The organism is Micromonospora sp. NBC_00362 (genome assembly GCF_026342155.1).
Lineage (GTDB): Bacteria > Actinomycetota > Actinomycetes > Mycobacteriales > Micromonosporaceae > Micromonospora > Micromonospora hortensis.
Genome location: NZ_JAPENH010000001.1, coordinates 5,248,241 through 5,267,449, shown reverse-complemented (window position 1 = coordinate 5,267,449; position 19,209 = coordinate 5,248,241). Strand labels below are relative to the sequence as shown.

Annotated in this window: 14 protein-coding genes and 2 pseudogenes; 5 read left to right on the top strand and 11 right to left on the bottom strand. The window is 73.2% G+C overall.

Annotation, left to right across the window (positions count from 1 at the left end):
* Window positions 1-144: 144 nt before the first annotated feature.
* From OG992_RS24230 to OG992_RS24205, 6 genes and pseudogenes are all read right to left on the bottom strand, one after another.
* The gene (locus tag OG992_RS24230; RefSeq protein ID WP_238684601.1) at window positions 145-1,032 is read right to left on the bottom strand and encodes a prenyltransferase/squalene oxidase repeat-containing protein; all 888 of its coding nucleotides are present in this window, start codon (window positions 1,030-1,032) and stop codon (window positions 145-147) included.
* Window positions 1,033-1,160: 128 nt separating this feature from the next.
* A pseudogene (gene moeZ / locus OG992_RS24225) lies at window positions 1,161-2,409 on the bottom strand (adenylyltransferase/sulfurtransferase MoeZ).
* A 56-nt stretch (window positions 2,410-2,465) separates the two neighbouring features.
* Complete coding sequence (locus OG992_RS24220; protein ID WP_266304389.1) at window positions 2,466-3,287, bottom strand: DUF3152 domain-containing protein; 822 nt, start codon at window positions 3,285-3,287, stop codon at window positions 2,466-2,468.
* Between the two features lie 104 nt (window positions 3,288-3,391).
* The gene (locus tag OG992_RS24215) at window positions 3,392-4,243 is read right to left on the bottom strand and encodes a DUF3152 domain-containing protein (protein ID WP_266304388.1); all 852 of its coding nucleotides are present in this window, start codon (window positions 4,241-4,243) and stop codon (window positions 3,392-3,394) included.
* A gap of 5 nt (window positions 4,244-4,248) precedes the next feature.
* Window positions 4,249-5,223: an alpha/beta fold hydrolase gene (locus OG992_RS24210; RefSeq protein ID WP_266304387.1), complete on the bottom strand. Its 975-nt coding sequence runs from the start codon at window positions 5,221-5,223 to the stop codon at window positions 4,249-4,251.
* Between the two features lie 23 nt (window positions 5,224-5,246).
* Window positions 5,247-6,467 (bottom strand): annotated as a pseudogene (locus OG992_RS24205) (hypothetical protein); the annotation flags it as partial.
* Window positions 6,468-8,716: 2,249 nt separating this feature from the next.
* Here OG992_RS24205 and OG992_RS24200 point away from each other — a divergent pair.
* A complete protein-coding gene (locus tag OG992_RS24200) occupies window positions 8,717-9,355 on the top strand; it encodes a TetR/AcrR family transcriptional regulator (RefSeq protein ID WP_030489514.1) in 639 nt (212 codons plus the stop codon).
* A gap of 64 nt (window positions 9,356-9,419) precedes the next feature.
* Window positions 9,420-9,647: a DUF3107 domain-containing protein gene (locus tag OG992_RS24195; RefSeq protein WP_088950288.1), complete on the top strand. Its 228-nt coding sequence runs from the start codon at window positions 9,420-9,422 to the stop codon at window positions 9,645-9,647.
* Window positions 9,648-9,713: 66 nt separating this feature from the next.
* Here OG992_RS24195 and OG992_RS24190 read toward each other — a convergent pair whose 3' ends face one another.
* Entirely contained in the window at window positions 9,714-10,355 is a 642-nt protein-coding gene (locus tag OG992_RS24190) for a ferritin-like fold-containing protein (RefSeq protein WP_266304386.1), read from the bottom strand.
* A gap of 340 nt (window positions 10,356-10,695) precedes the next feature.
* Here OG992_RS24190 and OG992_RS24185 point away from each other — a divergent pair, with 340 nt between their 5' ends.
* Both OG992_RS24185 and OG992_RS24180 read left to right on the top strand, forming a co-directional pair.
* Complete coding sequence (locus tag OG992_RS24185; protein ID WP_210785503.1) at window positions 10,696-12,384, top strand: DEAD/DEAH box helicase; 1,689 nt, start codon at window positions 10,696-10,698, stop codon at window positions 12,382-12,384.
* Between the two features lie 88 nt (window positions 12,385-12,472).
* Window positions 12,473-13,630 carry an SAM-dependent methyltransferase gene (locus tag OG992_RS24180; RefSeq protein WP_238684575.1) on the top strand — a complete coding sequence of 386 codons (1,158 nt, stop codon included), beginning with the start codon at window positions 12,473-12,475 and terminating at the stop codon, window positions 13,628-13,630.
* An 11-nt stretch (window positions 13,631-13,641) separates the two neighbouring features.
* On the opposite strand, the gene OG992_RS24175 is transcribed toward OG992_RS24180, so the two are convergent.
* Window positions 13,642-14,082 (bottom strand): hypothetical protein, encoded by a 441-nt coding sequence (locus OG992_RS24175; protein WP_266304385.1) that lies wholly within the window; start codon window positions 14,080-14,082, stop codon window positions 13,642-13,644.
* Between the two features lie 248 nt (window positions 14,083-14,330).
* Between OG992_RS24175 and OG992_RS24170 the strand changes: the two genes are divergently transcribed.
* A complete protein-coding gene (locus OG992_RS24170) occupies window positions 14,331-14,747 on the top strand; it encodes a helix-turn-helix domain-containing protein (RefSeq protein ID WP_030491673.1) in 417 nt (138 codons plus the stop codon).
* Window positions 14,748-14,857: 110 nt separating this feature from the next.
* Here OG992_RS24170 and OG992_RS24165 read toward each other — a convergent pair whose 3' ends face one another.
* From OG992_RS24165 to OG992_RS24155, 3 genes are all read right to left on the bottom strand, one after another.
* The gene (locus OG992_RS24165; RefSeq protein ID WP_266304384.1) at window positions 14,858-15,784 is read right to left on the bottom strand and encodes a hypothetical protein; all 927 of its coding nucleotides are present in this window, start codon (window positions 15,782-15,784) and stop codon (window positions 14,858-14,860) included.
* Between the two features lie 413 nt (window positions 15,785-16,197).
* Window positions 16,198-18,330, bottom strand: a complete 2,133-nt coding sequence (locus OG992_RS24160) for a RecQ family ATP-dependent DNA helicase (RefSeq protein ID WP_266304383.1) — start codon at window positions 18,328-18,330, stop codon at window positions 16,198-16,200.
* 109 nt (window positions 18,331-18,439) lie between these two features.
* Window positions 18,440-19,186 carry an SDR family NAD(P)-dependent oxidoreductase gene (locus OG992_RS24155; RefSeq protein ID WP_266304382.1) on the bottom strand — a complete coding sequence of 249 codons (747 nt, stop codon included), beginning with the start codon at window positions 19,184-19,186 and terminating at the stop codon, window positions 18,440-18,442.
* Window positions 19,187-19,209: the final 23 nt, after the last annotated feature.

Genomic DNA, 19,209 nt, shown 5'->3' with positions numbered 1-19,209 from the left:
CGCCCTCCCGCGCCCCCCAACCCCCGCGGCGATCTTGCACTTACTGCACCGACATAAGGTGCATCCCGCGCAGATCGGCGACAGAAACTGCAAGATCGCCGCGAGGGGTCGGGGGCGCGGGGTTCGGGGGCGCGGGGCGCGGGGTCAGCCTCGCGGGGTGGGGCGGGCCGCCCGGATCGCGGCCAGCGTGGCGTGCACGTCGAACTGGTGGCCGTCGTCGCTCTCCCAGCCGCCGTCGCTGCGCTGGGTTTCGGTCAGCCGGCGCAGCGCGCGCACCATGATCCAGTCCTGTGGGTCGACGCCGGCGCGGCGCAACGTGGCCGCCAGCCACGCCACGTCCCCGGGGGACATCTTCGGCATCCGCTCGGCGAGCACCACCTGAATCCGGGCGGACTCCTGGAACATCTCCTGCCGGTGCAGCACGGCCGCGCTCAGCCAGCCGGCGGCGAGGTACGACGGCCAGCTACCGTCCGGGCGCAGCCGCGCGGCGAGCGAGTGGGCCGCAGCCTGCACCACCCCGGCGTACGCCCCACCGACCCGATGGTCGAGCGGACCCGAGGCGCGGGCGTCCAGGCCAGCGACGGTGAGCCAGAAGCCGGCGTTGGCCGACACGAGGAACCCGGCCTCCGGGTCGCCGGGACGGGCCCACTCCGGTGCCGAGTCGGCCAGCGACGAGTCCTCTTCCCAACCGCCGTCGGCTTGCTGCCGGGAAGCCAGCCAGTCGAGGGCGCGGCGGGCGGCGGGACGGCCGAGCCCGCCCAGGTCGTCCAGCTCGACGAGCCGGAAGCAGGTGGCGTCGATCGAGGCGACCTCGCCGCCCCAGGTGGCCGGCCAACCGCCGTCCGGTGACTGGCCGACCTCGGCCGTCTCCAGCAACTCGGCGGGCACGGCGGTGCCGTTGCGGAGCCAGGAGAGGCGGGCGCGTTCCACCGCATCCCCATGCGCCACGACGAACCCGATCGCGGCTTCCAAGTCGACCACGGCGGAGACGCTACCTGCGCAGACCCGATGCCGCCTCGGAGAATCGGCCAGCCCGGAATGGCTGCGTCGCTCCGGCCGGACGGCCGCTCGGCGTCATCTGCGTCGATTTGCCGGGACGGCCGCCTGGGCCACCCCGGCGCGGCGACGTGGCCGCGCCAGGGCAGTCCCGGCTCGATCGGTCAGTACGCGGGCAGCGACGGGTCGATCTGCTTGATCCAGGAGAGCACGCCACCCTGCACGTGCACGGCATCCTTGAATCCGGCCGCCTTGAGCGCGGCGAGCGCCTCAGCCGAGCGGACGCCGGACTTGCAGTGCAGCACGATCTGCCGGTCCTGCGGCAGCTTCGCGAGGGCCTCGCCGGAGATGATGTCGCCCTTGGGGATCAGGGTGGCGCCGGGGATCTGGACGATCTCGTACTCGGCCGGCTCGCGTACGTCGACGAGGAAGATGTCCTTGCCGGCGTCCTGCCACTCCTTGAGCTCCAGGGCGGTGATGGTCGAGTCGAGCGTCGCCTCCTGGGCCTCCTCGGAGACCGCGCCGCAGAAGTCCTCGTAGTCTTCGAGCAGGTCGGTGACCGTCGGGTTGTCGCCGCAGAGCGCGCAGTTCGGGTCCTTGCGGACCTTGATCTTGCGGTATTCCATCTCCAGGGCGTCGTAGACCATCAGGCGGCCGACCAGCGGCTCGCCGATGCCGGTGAGCAGCTTGATCGCCTCGTTCACCTGGATCGAACCGATCGACGCGCAGAGCACCCCGAGCACGCCACCCTCGGCGCAGGACGGGACCATGCCCGGCGGCGGCGGCTCCGGGTAGAGGCAGCGGTAGCACGGGCCGTGCTCGGCCCAGAACACCGACGCCTGGCCGTCGAAGCGGTAGATCGAACCCCAGACGTACGGCTTACCCAGCAGCACCGCCGCGTCGTTCACCATGTAGCGGGTGGCGAAGTTGTCGGTGCCGTCGACGATCAGGTCGTACTGGGCGAAGATCTCGCGGACGTTCTCCCGGTCCAGCGCGGTGTTGTGGATCTCCACGTTGACCAGGGGGTTGATCTCGCGGATCGACGCGGCGGCGGATTCGGCCTTGGACCGGCCGATGTCGGAGACGCCGTGGATGATCTGACGCTGGAGGTTGGACTCGTCGACGGTGTCGAAGTCGATGATGCCGAGCGTGCCGACCCCGGCCGCGGCGAGATACATCAGGGCGGGCGACCCGAGGCCACCGGCACCGACACAGAGCACCCGGGCGTTCTTCAGCCGCTTCTGGCCGGTCACCCCGACGTCCGGAATGATCAAGTGACGTGAGTAGCGGCGGATCTCGTCTACGGTCAGCTCGGCGGCGGGCTCGACGAGCGGGGGCAACGACACGGTGGACTCCCCGGGATCGGCGGTGTGAACCGCGCCATTGTTGCTCGCGGGAGCCCCCCTCGGCCATGAGGGATGACACGTGGTCCGGTATGCGGGAGCGGGAATAACCGACGACCCGGCAGATCAGGGGACGATGTCCCCCGCGTGACGACGACCGTCGAGGTACGGCCAGGCGTTGGCGACGCAACCTTGCAGCCCGTACGTCTGCTGCTGCATCACCGGGGCGGGCTCCCCGGGGCCGGGGCACGCCTCGTGCTCCTCGCCGAACTCGTGGCCCACCTCGTGGTTGATGACGTAGGTCCGGTAGGTGTCCAGCGAAGCGCCGTAGTCGGGGACCGCCTCCATCCAGCGGGCCAGGTTGATGATGACCTGACCGGGCAGGCGACAGGAGGTGTAGCGCTCGGTGGTCAACCCGCCCTCGGCGCACATCCGCTCGGACGTGACCGGGGTGGCCAGGTAGATGGTGAAGTCGGCGGCCCCGGCGTCGGCCACCCGTTGCACCCGCAGCTCATCGGACGCGATCCAACTGCGCGGGTCGGCCAGTACTTCGTCCACGGCGGCGGCGAACACGTCGGCGTCCTGGCCGGCGCCTCGTTCGACGACGACCCGGTATCGGTGCAGCGGCCCGTCCGTGCCGTGTACTGGTGTCTCGCCGTCGGCTGTCGTGAAGCGTCCCGCTCCGGCCGACGGATAGCCGGTGGGCGCCGGGTGCGCGGCCACCCCACCTCCGTGGCCCATTCCGCCCTGCGTGGGGGCCGGAGGCTCGACCGACGGCTCGCCGCCCCGGCTCACCGTCACCCCGATGGCGGCCGCGAGAACGAGCAGGCCGAGCAGCATGCTGCGACGACGACGCCGGTGCATCCGGACGAAGGCGGGACGCACGCCCCGCAACGCCGGCCGGGGCTCGGGTGGCCGAGGCGGGCCGTAAGGGGACGACGGCGTCATACGATCAAGCCTGCCAGATTATTCGGGCATTTCTCCGTTTTTATCGCTATTGCCGCAAGACGCCTGATGGAGGGGTGATCGCTCGACGTGTCGGTCTAACCAACTCACAGGGCGGGACCGGTGTATCGACGCCCGTTCAGGTACGGCCACGGGTTGACCCGGCAGCCATTGAGGAACAGCGTCTGCTGCATCATGACCGGCGCCGGCCGGCCCGCGCCGGGGCAGCGTTCGTGCCGATGCCCGAGCTGGTGACCCACCTCGTGGTTGACCACGTACGTTCGGTAGACAGTCAACGGCACGCCGGCCGAGACGAAGTGCGGCACTGACAACCGCCACCGATCCAGGTTGATGATCACCTGGCCGGGCGCCCGACAGGACGTGTACGGGCGACCGCCGATCCGGATGTCCACCCCACCTCTCGCGCACATCCGACCCGCGGTGCGGGCGGTGGCGAGGTAGACGGTGAAGTCCCGAGGCGCAGCCCCCGGCACCTGCTGTAGCCGCAGCCTGCCGCTGTCGACCCAACTGCCCGGCCCGGCGAGCGCCGCCTCGACCGCCTGGGCGAACTCGGTGACGTCCTCGGCGCTGCCCGACTCCACAGCGACCCGGTAACGCCGTAGCTCACCCGCCCGGCCCAGCACCGGGCCGGAACGGGCGTCGTAGCCGAACCCGCCCGTGCCGGCGCTCGGGACCACGCCGGGCACCCGCAACACCGGCGGCGGCGGACTGGACGGGACCACGGCAGAGGGCGACGGGTCCGGCGGCAGCGGCCCGGCCACCAGCGGCGGCGGCGCGCCGATCTCCTCGGCTGCCAACCGGTCAGCGCTGGGACGCCCACCCGGCCCCTCGGCGATCACGGTCACCGCCGCGCCGACGGCCACCACCACCGCCACCAGTTGGGCGAACAGTGCGAAACGTCGCCGACGGCGAGCAGGATGGCGGGCTGAGCTGGGCATCCTGGTCAGCCTGCCAGATCAGCGCGCCCCGCGGTGTCCTCCGTTTCGGCGAGCAGGCCGACCACCGCGCGGGCAACCAGCCGAGGAACCTCCAACTGCGCCACATGGCCGACGCCCTCGAGCATCATCAGTCGGCTGTCTGGAATGACCCGGGCGGTCTGCGGCCCGACTCGCACGTCGACCAGGCGATCCTGGAGACCGCCAACCACCAGGGTCGGTGCGCGTACCGCCTCGGCGAGGCGCCACAGCGACCCCTGCCCCGGCAGGTACGACCGCAGGAAGCTGGAGACCAGCCCACGGAACGTCCGGACGTACGCGGCGGCGTAGTGCTCGGCCTCGTACCGCACCCGGATCTCCTCCAGCGCCTCGGCCCGACGCTGATCGCAGATCCGGCTGAGGTCGGCGACGCACGCCTCCAGCACCTGCTGGGCCATCACCTCGGGCGCGAGCTGGGTGAGGTGCCGGGCGACCAGCCGCTCACCTCGGGGAATGGCGAGCACCGGCAGCATCCGCCCCTGCAACGAGCGCCGGAAATCCAGGAACGGCAGCGCCGGGGAGATCAGGGTGAGGGTGCGGACCAGATCCGGCCGGAGCCCGGCGACCTGGACCGCGACCGCGCCACCCAGCGAGTTGCCGAACAGGTGCACCGGCCCTCGACCGGAGTGCTCGATCCAGCGGACGACCAGATCCGCGAAGGCCGGAATCGTGTAGCTCGGACCCGGCTCGCTACGGCCGAAGCCGGGCAGGTCGATGGCCTGACCGTCCAGCCGGTCGGCGAGCAGCCCGGCCAGGTCGGTCCAGTTCTGCGACGACCCGCCCAACCCGTGCACGTACAGCGCCGGCTCCGCGCCAGCGGCGGTGGCCGGGGTATCCCGCACGTACGTGATCCGGCCGTCGAGGCGGACTTCCCGGCCCGGCCAGGGCGGCGGAACGCTGTCGTCGGGGAGCAGGTGGTCCGGCCAGAGGGTGGCGCGTCTCATTGCTCCAGTCTGCCTCGAACCACTCAGGACAGCAGCGCCTCCAGCCGGCGGTTGACCGCCGCCAGCGTCGCCCGGACCACCGCCTGACGCGGATCACCAGCGACCAGGGCGGACCCGGCGAGCTGCTCGACCCAGCCCTCGCAGACCAGCAGCGCCACCACTGTGGCCACCTCGCAATTGCCGAACGGCACCACGGCAGCGTGTTCGACGAAACAGCGCCCCCGCTCGGCGTTATCGGCACCGCGCAGCAACTCGTCCACCGCGGCCGCCGCCGCCACCGCGCAGAGCCGCAACACGTAGCCGTCCACCGCCGGCCCGGTGGCGTACCCGGAGGCGCTGTCGCCCCCGGCCAGCAGCCGGACCTCCACGTTCGCGTCCAGGCCGAAGGTGCTGACCTGCACGTGGTCGATCACCACTCGGGGCCCCGGCGTACCGCCGGTCTCCAGCGGCCGGGACGGCGCCGACTCCGTCGTGGTCACCTGACCACCGGAGTACGACGTGCCCAGCGTCGCCGGGCTACCGGTCGCGGCGCCGGTCGGCGCGGACGAGACGGACCCGGGTTCCTCCACCGTGGCGCGCCCCCGGTGCGGGGCGTTCGACCGGCGGCGGCGCGTCGGGTCGGTGCCGGTCCGCTGCTCCGGGCCGGACGGCGGGGATTCGACCCGAGCACCGGACGGGCGGGCAACAGTCGGGGGCTCGGCCGACCGGACCTCGCCGGGGTCCCGCGAAGCCGCGTTTCGCGTCTCGGGGGTACGCCGCTCGGCGGGCTCGGCCGCGCGACGGCGGACCGGTGGTGGTGGCGTGCTGGGCAGGCCGGGCACGTTCTGCGGGGCCGCGGCCAACCCCATCCGCTCCTGGAGCAGCCGGGCCACCTGCCGGCTCACCTCGGCCGGGTCGGCGCCGTCGGCCAGGTCCAGTCGCAGACTGTGCGCCCCCGCCGGCGTGCGGCGCAGGGCCGCGTCGCGGACACCGGCCACCTCCCGGACGGCGTCCAGGATGGCGTTGACGTCGAACCCCTCCGGGCGCTCGCGCAGGGGCGCCGGCTCGTCGTCCCGGCGCAGGTGAGTGGCGATGCGGGCGCGTTCCGGGGTTTCGGCGGGTGGCTCCACGGCTGGCGGCTCCGGCACGACGGGCACGTCCGGTTCCGCGGGGACGCGCTGCGGCAGCACCACCGCGCTCGCTGCTGACTGCCGGCCATCGTCGGCCGGCGACGTCGGGTCGGGAGCGGATCGGCGCGCCGCGTAGGCGGAGGCGGAGGCCGGTGCGGGCTGATCGCGGCGGCCGGAACCCTTGGTGGCGGTGGGCGGGACCGCTGCGGTGGAGGACGGGGTGGCGTCGGTCGACGGCGAGCCGTTGACCGGCGCGGCCGGTGCGGGCGGCTCGACGGGTGACGGACCGGGCTCGGGTGTCGCCGGCCGGAGCCGGAACGGTGCGGTCGGTCTGACGTCGGGCCGGGACCGGCCGGTCGTCTCGCCTCCGTCGCCCCCACCGGCGCTGGCCGACCGGCTGGCCGGCCAGGACGGGCGCTCGACAGGGGTAGCCGGGAGCCGGCCCTCTGACCAGTCCGGCCGGTCGGCCCGGGAACTGCTCGCCGTCGGCGAACCGCCGGTCCAGGACGAGCGCTCGGCGACCAGCGACGGGCCGGCCGGAGCCGGTGGCGCGTCGGTCAGCGTGGGAGGTGGCCCGGCCGGAGCCGGGGGCGGTCCGGCGGGTGCCGGAGGAATCGCCTCGGCCGGTGCGGGCGGATCCGCCGATGCCGGGCTGGAGGCCCAGGACGGTCGCGTTGGCGGGGAACTGGCCGGTTCCGGATCGGCACCGCCGGCCCAGGACGGCCGCGTCGATGCCGCGCCGGTCGCTGGCGGTTCGGACCCGCCGGCCCAGGACGGTCGTACCGGTGGCGCGCTGGTCGCCGCCTCGGACCCGCCGGCCCAGGACGGTCGCACCGTCGGCACGCTGGTCGGCGTCGGATCGGACCCTCCAGCCCAGGAGGGCCGCGCGGGCGACGCGCTGGTGGGGTCGGGATCGGCCCCGCGAGCCCACGACGGACGGTCGGCGCGGGGACCGCCGGTCGCCCCGGACCCCGCCCAGGACGGACGGTCGGCGGGCGGACCACTGGTCGGTGACGCACCACCGGCCCAGGACGGCCGCTCAGCCGGCGGACCACTGGTCGGTGACGCACCACCGGCCCAGGACGGAGGGTCGGCGGGCGGCGCGCTGGTCGGTTTGCCGGGGCGTTCCGGGGTGGACTCGGATTCGACCCGGACGGGCTCGTACGCCCGGGGCGGATCAGCGCGTACCGGTTCGTATGGACGGGGCACCTCGGCGCGCACCGGCTCGTAGGGCTGGTGGGGTTCGCCGACCCAGTCCGGCGCCGGCTCGTCCCGTGCTGCCGGGACAGCCGGCTCGTCGTCCTGGCGCGACCAGGGCGGGGCCCACCCGCCACCCCAGCTCGGACGGTTCCAGCTCGGCCCCGACCAGTCGGGCTCGATGGCCGACGACTCCCCGGCCCGGTGCGTCTCGCCGGGACGGTGCGCGTCCCCGGTGCGATGCGTCTCCGCCGGCCGGGAACCCTCGGCAGCGCGACCGGGCTCGCCGTCGTCGGCGGACGCGGTCGGGCCCGGGGTCGCCACGGGCTCGGGTGCGAGCGGGTCCCGCCAGTCGCGGGGCGCGGTCGGACTGTCGTCGGCGGCCAGCCGGTCGCCGGTCGGCGCGTGGAAACCGGGCGGCACCTCGAAACCCGACGCCGCGGTGCCGACGGGCGGCACCTGGACCGCCGGCGGGGCCGAGGTGGGCAGCCCGGGCTCGGCCCAGCGGGCACGGTGCGCGGCAGCCGGATCGACGGTGGAGTGTGGGGCGGGGCCCGGGTCGGGCTCGACGGCACCCTGCTCAGTCGGTGGTGCGGGACGTTGGGCGGGCACCACGAGCCGGTCGCCGGCCGCCCCGGGGCGGCCCTCGGCGGGCAGCCCGGGCGGGGCGCTCACCGGCGTCGGGCGTCCCGCGGGCGGTTCGAGACCGGGGTGGTGGACGCCGTTGACGTCGTCCGGGTGGTGCGCGCCGTTGACCTGGTGGCCGTTGGTGCGTGCCGGCGACTCCGGGTCGCCCGACCGCCCGACCAGCGGCGATGGCAGGTCGCCGTGCCGTGTCGAGGAGGTCCGCCAGCCCGACGCGGGGTCGGGCTGCCAACGCGGCGCCTCATCCCGGGCGTCCTCGCGGTCGGCGGCTCGGGGCCACCCACCCGCCGGAGGCGCCCACCCACTGACGGAACGGCTCGGATCGTCGTGCTGACCCGCTCCGTCACCGTGCTCTCCCGGGGTGGCGGCTCCGGGTTGCCCTGTTTCAGTCACCGCGCGCTCCTTGGTCGCCCCCGCTGAGGCTACCGTGTGCCGAGAGTGGCGATAAGTTACAGCGGCGGGCCATTTCCCCGACCGAGGTCACGGGCCTCGCCCGGTCTGGGGGGAAAATGCCGGCTCGTACGGAGAACTCGGAGGATCCCATGACCGCTGCGGGGAACGGTGCACAGACCGCTGGCCGGCCCACCCGCCTGCCCCGCTCCGCGCGTCGTAAGCAGCTTCTCGCTGCGGCGCAGGAGGTGTTCGTCGCGCAGGGCTACCACGCCGCCGCGATGGACGACATCGCCGAGCGGGCCGGGGTCTCGAAGCCGGTGCTCTACCAACACTTTCCCGGAAAGATGGATCTCTACCTGGCGCTGCTCGACACGCACTGTGACGCCATCGTCGCTCAGGTGCAGGACGCGATGCGCGGCACCAGCGACAACAAGGAGCGGGTCAGCGCGTCGGTACGGGCGTACTTCGACTTCGTCGACCACGAGAGCGAGGCGTTCCGGCTCGTCTTCGAATCGGATCTGCGCAACGACCCGGCCGTGCGGCAGCGGGTGGAACGGGTCGAGCAGGGCTGCATCGCGGCGATCACCGACACCATCATCTCCGACACCGGGGTGAGCCGGGCCCATGCCGAGCTGCTCGCCTCCGGGCTGGTCGGCGCGGCGGAGACGGCAGCGCAGTTCTGGTTGGCCGGCGGGCGGCAGGTGCCCAAGGCCGAGGCCGAGGCGTTGGTGGCCGCGCTGTCGTGGCGGGGCATCGCGAGCTTCCCGCTGCAAGGTGAGTCAGCCTGACCGTCGGCCCCGTGATCGGATAGCCTTCGCAGGGCGGTTCTTTCGCCCCAGTTGAGGAGGCACAGTGGAGGTCAAGATCGGCGTGCAGTACGCGCCACGCGAGCTGGTAGTGGACAGCGCGCAGTCGCCGGCCGAGATCGAGCAGATCGTGACCGACGCCTTCGCCGGCAACGGCGGCACGCTCTCCCTGACCGACGAGAAGGGCCGGCGGGTCATCGTTCCGGTCGAGAAGGTCGCCTACGTCGAGATCGCCGAGGCGTCGTCGCGGGCGGTCGGGTTCACCGTCCGCTGACCGGTCCGGCCATCGCGGCAGGTCGGCACTCGGCCCACCTGCCGCAGGCCGGCGCCGGCCGGGTGGTCAGTTGTTCAGCCCGGCGGCGGCCATCCGCGCGGTGTGCGCGGTCGTGAGCCTGCCGAACAGCCCCGGCACGTCGACCCGGCCGTCTCGTGCGATCAGCGCGGTGAGGGTGGCCCGCTCGGCGGCGACGCGGCCGGCCTGGGACAACGCCTCACCGACCAGTCGGCGGGCCCACATCGAGAGCCGACCGGCCACCCGGGGGTCGTCGGCGACGGCCACCCGGATCTCCGCCGCGGCGAAGTCCGCGTACCGGGAGTCGTGCAGGACGTCCAGCACCAGCGCCCGGTCGGGTTCCTCCAGCGCGTCGGCGATCTCGCGAACGAAGTCGTCGGTGATCGCGTCGCCCACGTACGCCTTGGTGACCACTTCCGCCCAGTCCCGTGGCTCGGTCGAGTCGTGGTACGCCTGCAACGGCTCGACATAGGGCGCCATCGCGTCCTCGGGCGCGACACCCAGCGCGGTGAGTCGGTCGGCGAGGCGCCGGTAGTTGGCGATCTCGGCCGCGGCCATCTCGTTCAGCGCGGCCCGGCGGCGCAGGTCAGGAGCGAGCCGGGCATCGCCCGCCATCCGCTCGAAGGCGAGCAGCTCACCGAAGGCGACCAGACCCAGCAGGTCGGCGTACGCGGAACCGGGGGCGGACACGAGCGGCAGGCTATCGCGTACCGGCCCTCGCGCGCGTCCCACGCACCTCGCACTGCAGCCCCACGTCACGGTCGAGGCCGACGGGACAATTTATGTGGCGTAGGTCACATTTGCTTGCCCCGCGTGGCGAGTGGCCGACGGGGAATCGGGACGGGGGCATGCCTGTTCAGGTAACATGGAGCAGTTGCCGTGGGCGCCGATCTGATCGAAGCTCAGCCCGCGGCGCGCGTGCGGCCCGGTCCGGCTCGGCAATCCGCCGCCGACCGTGTGGCCCGCGTCATACCGAACGCGCCCTGAGGACATGACGGGCGCACCCACGAGAGGGCACCCCCACATCCACATGAGCGACCTGACTCAAGATTTGCTGGACGGCCAGGAACTGGCCCCCACCGCCCCGGTTCGACCGGAGGCCCCCACGTTCGCCGCACTCGGCGCGCGCGCCGAGACGGTCGAGGCCCTGGCCTCGGCCGGCATCACCCGCGCCTTCGCCATCCAGGAGTACGCGATCCCGATCGCGCTGCGCGGCGTCGACCTCATCGGTCAGGCGCCCACCGGCACCGGCAAGACCCTCGGCTTCGGCGTACCGCTGCTCGACCGGGTCTTCGCCCCGGGCGAGGGCAGCGACGGTGTCCCCCAGGCGCTGGTCGTCGTCCCCACCCGTGAGCTGGGCATCCAGGTCGCCAAGGATCTGGCCGCCGCCGGCCGGACGCGTGGCGTCCGGGTGCTGCCGATCTACGGTGGCGTGGCCTACGAGCCGCAGATCGACGCGCTGCGCAAGGGCGTCGAGATCCTGGTCGGCACGCCCGGCCGTCTGATGGACCTGCAGAAGCAGAAGCACCTCCGGCTCGACCGGGTGCACGCACTCGTCCTCGACGAGGCCGACCGGATGCTCGACCTGGGCTTCCTCGACGACGTCGAGAAGATCCTGGCGATGCTTCCGGAAGACCGACAGACGATGCTCTTCTCGGCCACCATGCCGGACCCGATCGTCACCCTGTCGCGGCGCTTCCTGCGCCAGCCGATGACGATCCACGCCGGGCACACCGCTGAGACGGGCCCGTCGCCGCAGACCCAGCAGTTGGTCTACCGCACCCACTCGATGAACAAGGTCGAGGTGGTGGCGCGCATCCTCCAGGCGGAGGGGCGTGGGCTGACCATGATCTTCACGCGTACCAAGCGGGCCGCCGACCGGGTCGCCGAGGATCTCGACTTCCGCGGGTTCGCGGTCGCCGCGGTGCATGGTGACCTCGGCCAGGGCGCTCGCGAGCGGGCTCTGCGGGCCTTCCGGGCCGGCAAGATCGACATCCTGGTCGCCACCGACGTGGCAGCCCGTGGGCTGGACGTCACCGGCGTCACCCACGTCATCAACTACGACTGCCCGGAAGACCAGGACACCTACACCCACCGGATCGGTCGTACCGGCCGGGCCGGCGCGACTGGTGTCGCGGTGACCTTCGTCGACTGGGACGACATGCCGCGCTGGCGGATCATCGACAAGACCCTCGGTCTGGAGATGCCGGAGCCGCCGGAGACGTACCACACGTCCCCGCACCTCTACACCGACCTGCACATCTCCACCGAGGTCAGCGGCACGCTGCCCACTGCCGAGCGCACCCGGGCCGGGCTGTCCGCCGAGATCGAAGAGGATCTGGGTGGGACGACCCGCTCCCGTCGGGGCGACAGCGGCGGTCGGGGCCCCCGACGCGGCGAGAGCCGTGGTGAGGGTCGCGGCGAGCGCCGTGGTCGGGGCGATGGCCGCCGCGACCGTTCCGACGCCGGCACGCCGGCCGTCGCCGAGGCACCTGCGGCCGACGCCGCCGACGAAGGCACCCGTACCCCCCGCCGCCGGCGTCGTCGCCGGGCCGGCGAGGTGGTCGCGGCCGAGGCGACCGCGGTGATCTCCGCCGACGCCGGCCCCTCCGAGCCGGCCACCGCGTCCGACGGCGAGGCGTCCAAGCCGCGCCGCCGACGCCGCCGCCGTGGTGGCGGTTCTGGTGCGGATGCGCCGGCCGAGGCGACAGCGGACTGATCACCAGCCACACCTGACATCCCCCGCACCGCCTCGCGCGGTACGGGGGATGTTCCCTTCTCCCACCCCACCTGCCGAAAATGGAACGATGCCGCAACCACTGGACGCCGCCCTGACCGAGGTTCGGGCGCTGCTGCTCGACCCCGCGTTGACTCGGGCGGTCGCCGCCGGACGTCGACGCGGTCGCCGCCCCACCGTTGAGCGGGCCGAGCTGCGGCCGGTGCGGCTCAAGGCCGGGCCCCGAATGCAGATCACCACGTCCGACGGTGCTCGCCCCTACACCCGCAACCTCGCCTCCGGTCCGGAGGCCGCCGCGGCCATCGACGAACTGCTCGCCGAGCCGTTCGGCAACTGGCACGTCGAGACTGCCGACGCGACCCTCCAACTGCGGGTGACCAAGTCAGGCGAGGCGCAGGTGCACCGGGCCGCGACGTCCCGCCCGGCGGCGACGCCCACCGGGAACGACCGGACGAAGGAATACCTGCTCGACCCCGGTGACCCGATCTTCGCGGAGATCGGCGGTTCGGCGGCCAAGCGCCGCCAGGTGGACGCGTTCCTTCGGGCCCTGGCCGCGACCCTGCCCGACGACCTGACCGGTCCGCTACGGGTGGTCGACCTGGGCTGCGGCAACGCCTACCTGACGTTCGCCGCGTACCGCTACCTGACGAGTCGGGGGCTCGACGTCCAGTTGGTCGGTGTGGACGTCCGGGAGGACCAGCGGCGGCGCAACACCGAGCTGGCGCAGCGGCTGGGCTGGGCCGACCAGGTCAGCTTCGTGTCCGGGACGATCGCCGAGGCCGTCGTCGACCCCGCCCCCGACCTGGTGCTGGCGCTGCACGCCTGCGACACCGCCACCGACGAGGCACTGGCCCGCGCGGTGCGCTGGGAGGCCCGCTGGGTGCTGGCTGCGCCGTGCTGCCACCACGATCTGGCGAAGCAGCTCCGCGCCCACCCCGCTCCGGCCCCGTACGAACTGCTGACCCGGCAGGGCATCCTGCGCGAGCGCTTCGCCGACGTGCTCACCGACGCGCTGCGCGCCGGGCTGCTGCGGGCGCACGGGTACCGGACGGAGGTGGTGGAGTTCGTGGATTCGCAGCACACCCCGCGTAACCTGCTGATCCGCGCCCGTCGCACCGGCACCGAGGCGACCGAGCCGCAGCGCGCGGAGTACCGCGAGCTGGTGGACCAGTGGCAGGTCACTCCCCGGCTGGAAACGCTGCTGGCCACCGGAGAGACACCCGCGTAGCTCCTGGGCGGCTAGCGTCGGCGGTCCCGGCTGCCGTTGCGCTCGCTGGTACGACGATCGAGGACCGACACCCGGTCGGCGGCGGGTCGCTGGGCGGCCCACTCACCGTCGCCCGGGGCGGTCGGGAATGGCACGACCTTGCCCCCGGTCTCGGCGTTGCCGGCCGCCGCGAAGGCGTTCCAGGAGATGTCGACCAGCAGCCTCTTCACCTCGGCGTGCCGGATGGCGGCGTTGTGTTGCAACGCCATCCGGGCACCGAGCACCACCGCGACGAGCGTGGTGGTGACGGCGCCGGTGGCGGCCAGCACCTGGAGGCCGGTCGCGGAGTCGGTGCGGAGCACCAGTACCAGCAACCAGATCCAGAACGCGGCGGCGAAGACGCCGGCCTTGGCGACGAAGAAGAGGCTCACCGCACCGGGCTGGTACGGCTGGGGGCGGCTCGATTCGGCCATGGTGCTCCTCGGCGGTGGTCCGGTCGAAGGCGGCAGGCGACAGACGCGGTGTCGGGACGGGCACCGAGCTTAATGGAAGAACGATGAAGATCGCTCGATGCAATTTTCGTTCTGCACACACGCTTCCAGAGAAAAGTCTCGTCCACGGGACAGTTTGTGCGGTCAGTCAATTGTTTCCGTGTCCCGGCGTACTACCCTCGGAAGGCGCATCGTCCCGGTGCTCCGTCAGGAGGGGAAGACACACAGGGATGGGATCAGCCGACGTATCACCGCAGATGGCCTTCGCCCGCTTCGTCCGGCGCGCCATCGATGACGCTCGCGACGAACGTGGCTGGACCGTGACTGATCTTGCCTCGCACACGGGCGTGGGTCGCTCCACCGTGTTCCGCTGGCTGGCCGGCGACTGGCAGGACTATCCCGAGTTGGCCAAGGTGCGCGGCTTCTGCGCCGCGCTGGATCTGCCGGTCGCCGCCGCGTTCCGCGCGCTCGGGCTGCCCGACGCCGGCCCCGCGCCCCGCCGACGCCATGACGAGGGCCCGGTCGAGGCCGACGTCCGGGCCATCCTGGACCGGCTGGCCGACCCCACGGTCCCCGCCGAGGAGAAGCACCACATCCGCGATCTGCTCCGCTACCTGGCCCGCCGCCCCATCCGCCGAGCCGGCTAACCCCCACCCCCACCCCCGTCGGGGTTGATCGTGAAGTTGTTGCCCCGACACGCCGCGCCCAGAGGCAATAACTTCATGGTCAACGAGAGTGGGCGAGGGGCCCGGGCGGGCTAGGGGACGGTCAGGGTGAACTCGGCGGTTCGGACTTCGGCGTTCACCTGGAAGTCGAGGTAGAGGCGATAGCGGCCCGGGCCAGGGGTGGTCAACCAGAACTTGATCTGACCGTCCACCAACTCGGCCTCCGGGTGCACGTGCAGATAGCCGAGGTCGCCTTCGCGCAACGCCACCAGATGCCCGTACGCCCCGAGGTACCGCTCCAGCGGGGCTGCGCCGGCAGCGCCGTCGACCCGGAAGGTCAGCGGAACTGTCGCCCCGGCCTGCGCAGTGCCCTGGTAGCCGACGGTGAAGCCGTTCACTGTCGTCGAGGTGGCCGGCCCCGGCAGTGGACGGGGTCGGTAGTCGCCGGGCGCCACCAGGTCCGTGCCGAGGGTCACAGCGGTCTGCGCGCCGTTGTCGGCGACCACAGTGAAGTCGGCGTACGCGCGCCAGAGGCCCGGCTGCGCGAGGGTCAACGGCACCGACCAGGTGCCGTCCGCCGCCATTGTCGGGTGCAGATGCTGGTAACCGGTCAGGTCCCGCCGGACGACGATGAGGTGCATCGGCTTGTCGTGCACGATGGCGAACCGGGTCACCGGCCGGCGCTGCGCGTCGCGCACCTGGAAGCGGAGCTGACCGGGGCGACCCGCCGCGAACTCGGTGGCCAGGGGCGCCAGTGTGAACCCGGCCGAGCTGACCGCGAGACCGCCCGGCTCGGTGGCCGCGCCCTGGTCGGTGGTCGTGGCGGAGCCGTGGTTGTGCGGCGCGACGCCCGGCGGGTCGGTGTGCTCGGCGGCCAACGACGGGCTGCCGGTGGCGGCACCGTTGGCGTTCAGCCGGCCGAGACCGAAGCCGAGCAGCACCGCCAGCACCAGCCCGCCGACCACCAGCGCCAGCCGGAGCGTGCTCCGGTCCGGCTCGGCCGGGCCCTGGTCAGCCACGACCGACGCCCCGCGCCCGGCCGGCCTCGCCGCCTGCGGTCCTGCCCGCATCGGTGCGCGCACGGGTGACGGGCTGCTGGTCGGTCATGCCGCCCACGGTACCGCCGTGCCCGGCCGGGTCAGGCCGACGCCCGGACGGCGTGGCGACCGTCGCACTCGACACCGCCCGGGAACTTTTCCATCCGACCGGTGCAGACCACGCCGCAGCGCGGGCAACGCCCCGACCAGGCACGACCGGCGGCGCAGACCCGGCGACGCCCCGATCGGGCACGGCCGGCAGCGCGGACCCGAGCATCGCCCCGACCGGGCGCGGCCGGCGGCGCAGACCCGCAACGCCCCGACCGGGCACGACCGGCCGCGCAGACTCGAGCATCGCCGAGGGCCGGTCCCACCACCGACCCGAACGCAGCGGGTTAGCCGGCCACGGCGAGGGCGAGCGGGAGCACGCCGGTCGCGCCGGCCCGGCGTAGGGCCCGGGCCACCAGCGTCATCGTCCAGCCCGAGTCGATCAGGTCGTCGACGAGCAGCACCGGGCCGTCCAGCCCAGCCAGGGCCTCGGCCAGGTCGGTCGGCACGGTGAAGGTGTCGTGCAGCGCGCGTACCCGTTGGGCGCTGTTGCCGCGCGGCCCGGCCGGGCCGTCGGGGCCGGTCGCGGTGACCTCGCCGAGCAGCGGCAGCCGGCCCACCGTGGCGATCCGCTCGGCGAGCGAGCCGAGCAGCCGGGGCCGCCGCCGGGAACCGACAGCGACCACCGCCACCGGCCGGCGGGGCCACGGGTCGTCGCCGTGCGCCCACGCCTTCAGCACCTCCACGACCGCGCCGGCGACGTCGTCGGGCAGCGGCGCGTCCGGCGCTTCCGGGCCGACGAGAGCACGCAGCCGGCCGCCCCAGCCCAGGTCGGAGAGGCGCCCGACGGCCCGGCCCGGCAGCGCCTGGTCCGCGGGGGCGATCCGGCCCTTGAGGGGTACGCCCACCGCGTCGAGCCCGGTCGGCCAGAGCTTCTTCGGCGCGATCTCCACGCCGGGTCGACCCAGGAAGGTCTGCGCGGCGGCGAGCGCGGCAGTCGACACGTCCGCGACGAAGAGCGGGTCGGCGCACCTGTCGCACCGGCCGCAGTCGGCCGCCTCGGTGTCGTCCAGGCGTTCCCGTAGATACCGCATTCGGCAGTCGGACGTGGTCGCGTACTCCCGCATGGCCTGTTGCTCGACGGTGCGCGCCTCGGCGACGCGGCGCAACCGTGCCTCGTCGTAGATCCACGGCTCGCCGGTGGCGAGCCAACCACCGCGCACCCGGCGGACCGCGCCGTCCACGTCGAGCACCTTGAGCATCAGCTCCAACCGGGCCCGGCGCAGGTCGACGAGGGGTTCGAGCGCCTGGGTGGAGAGCGGGCGGTCGGTGTGCAGGGCGGCCAGCACGGCCCGGACCTGCTGCTCCGGTGGGAACGCCAGCGAGGCGAAGTAACGCCAGATCGCGGCGTCCTCGACGCCGGGCAGCAGCAGCACCTCGGCGTGCTCGACGGCGCGGCCCGCGCGGCCGACCTGCTGGTAGTACGCGATCGGCGAGGGTGGCGCGCCGAGGTGGACGACGAAGCCCAGGTCGGGCTTGTCGAAGCCCATGCCGAGGGCGCTGGTGGCGACCAACGCCTTGATCTTGTTGTCGAGCAGGTCCTGTTCGGCGGCGCGCCGATCGGCGTCGTCGGACTGCCCGCTGTACGAGGCGACCGGATAACCCCGGGAGCGCAGGAACTCGGCAGTCTCCCCCGCTGCCGCCACTGTCAGCGTGTAGACGATGCCCGAGCCGGGCAGCTGGTCCAGGTGGTCGGCGAGCCAGGCCAACCGGTGCGCCGGGCTGGGCAGGTCGAGCACCCCGAGGCGCAGCGACTCGCGGTCCAGGGTGCCGCGCAGGATGAGGGCGTCGCCCAGCTGCTCGGCGACGTCCTGGGTGACCCGGGCGTTGGCGGTGGCGGTGGTCGCCAGCACGGGAGTGCGCTCGGGCAGCTCGGCGAGGAACGTCCGCAGCCGCCGGTAGTCCGGCCGGAAGTCGTGCCCCCAGTCGGAGACGCAGTGCGCCTCGTCGACAACCAGCAGGCCGGTGGTCGCCGCCAACTTCGGCAGGACGCCGTCGCGGAAGTCCGGGTTGTTGAGGCGTTCCGGGCTGATCAGCAGCACGTCGACCGCGCCGCTCTGGATCTCGGCGGTGATCTCGTCCCACTCGTCGAGGTTCGCCGAGTTGATCGTGCGGGCCCGGATGCCAGCCCGAGCGGCGGCCTCGACCTGGTTGCGCATCAACGCCAGCAACGGCGAGACGATGACTGTCGGCCCGGCCTGGTGGCCCTGCTCGCGGTCCCGGAGCAGGGCGGTGGCCACGAAGTAGACGGCCGACTTGCCCCAACCGGTGCGCTGGACGCAGAGCACCCGCCGCCGGTCGACGACCAGCGCCTCGATGGCGCGCCACTGATCCTCGCGCAGCCGGGCATGGTCACCGGCCAGCCGGCGCAGCACCGCCTCGGCCCGCTCGCGTACCGCTGCCCGCTCTGCTGTCTCCACCCGGCATTTCTACCAGCGCTGCCCGTCATCCCCCTGTTGATCAAGAGGTTTGCGTCATCATTCGGCCGGATTCCGACGGAAACCTCTTGATCAACGCGGTCGCGGGGCTTCAGCGGCCTAGGACTGAGCCGCCGTTGACGCCCAGGATCTGGCCTGTGACGTAGCCGGCCCCCGGGCTGGCCAGATAGCGGACCGCTTCGGCGATGTCGTCCGGCAGCCCGGCGCGTCCGACCAGGGTCGCCGCCACCCGCTTCGCGTGCCCCTCGGCGGTCATCCGGTCACCGAAGAACTCGGTCTCGGCGACGTAGCCGGGGCTCACCACGTTGACGGTGATCTGCTCCGGACCAAGCTGCGCGGCCAGGTCGTACGCCCAACCGTGCAGAGCCGCCTTCGCCGCCGAGTACGGCCCACCGCCGCCGCGCTGGGCGGCGATCGAGCTGACCAGGATCACTCGCCCGCCGGGTCGCCGCAGAGCCGGCCGCAGCGCCTCGGTCAGCAGCACGGCGGTGAGCACGTTGGCGTCCAGGTTGGCCCGCCAGTGCGCGGCGGTTCCGGCCAACGTGCCGGTGTCCCCGGCCAGGTAGCCGCCAGCGTTGTTGACCACCACGTCGACCGGCCGGTCACCAACCGCCGCGAGGACCGTGTCGAGCTGCTCCGGATCGGTCAGATCCGCGACCACCGTGGTGACCGCGTCCGGCCGCCCGCAGTCCGCGGCGATCTGCTCGGCGGCGGCCGTCAACACGTCCGCCCGCCGCCCGACGATCAGGACGTCGTAACCGTCGCGGGCGAGCACTCCCGCCACTGCCGCCCCGATCCCCGTCCCGCCCCCACTGACTACCGCAACCCGCGAGTCCATCTCCCGACCTCCCGTACGAAGAA

What these genes read in the sequence shown, in the direction of transcription:
- OG992_RS24210 (WP_266304387.1), bottom strand. Translation starts at nt 5,223, where the DNA reads ATGAGACGCGCCACCCTCTGGCCGGACCACCTGCTCCCCGACGACAGC.
- OG992_RS24200 (WP_030489514.1), top strand. Translation starts at nt 8,717, where the DNA reads ATGACCGCTGCGGGGAACGGTGCACAGACCGCTGGCCGGCCCACCCGC.
- OG992_RS24170 (WP_030491673.1), top strand. Translation starts at nt 14,331, where the DNA reads ATGGGATCAGCCGACGTATCACCGCAGATGGCCTTCGCCCGCTTCGTC.
- OG992_RS24155 (WP_266304382.1), bottom strand. Translation starts at nt 19,186, where the DNA reads ATGGACTCGCGGGTTGCGGTAGTCAGTGGGGGCGGGACGGGGATCGGG.
- OG992_RS24185 (WP_210785503.1), top strand. Translation starts at nt 10,696, where the DNA reads ATGAGCGACCTGACTCAAGATTTGCTGGACGGCCAGGAACTGGCCCCC.
- OG992_RS24180 (WP_238684575.1), top strand. Translation starts at nt 12,473, where the DNA reads ATGCCGCAACCACTGGACGCCGCCCTGACCGAGGTTCGGGCGCTGCTG.
- OG992_RS24220 (WP_266304389.1), bottom strand. Translation starts at nt 3,287, where the DNA reads ATGACGCCGTCGTCCCCTTACGGCCCGCCTCGGCCACCCGAGCCCCGG.
- OG992_RS24215 (WP_266304388.1), bottom strand. Translation starts at nt 4,243, where the DNA reads ATGCCCAGCTCAGCCCGCCATCCTGCTCGCCGTCGGCGACGTTTCGCA.
- OG992_RS24175 (WP_266304385.1), bottom strand. Translation starts at nt 14,082, where the DNA reads ATGGCCGAATCGAGCCGCCCCCAGCCGTACCAGCCCGGTGCGGTGAGC.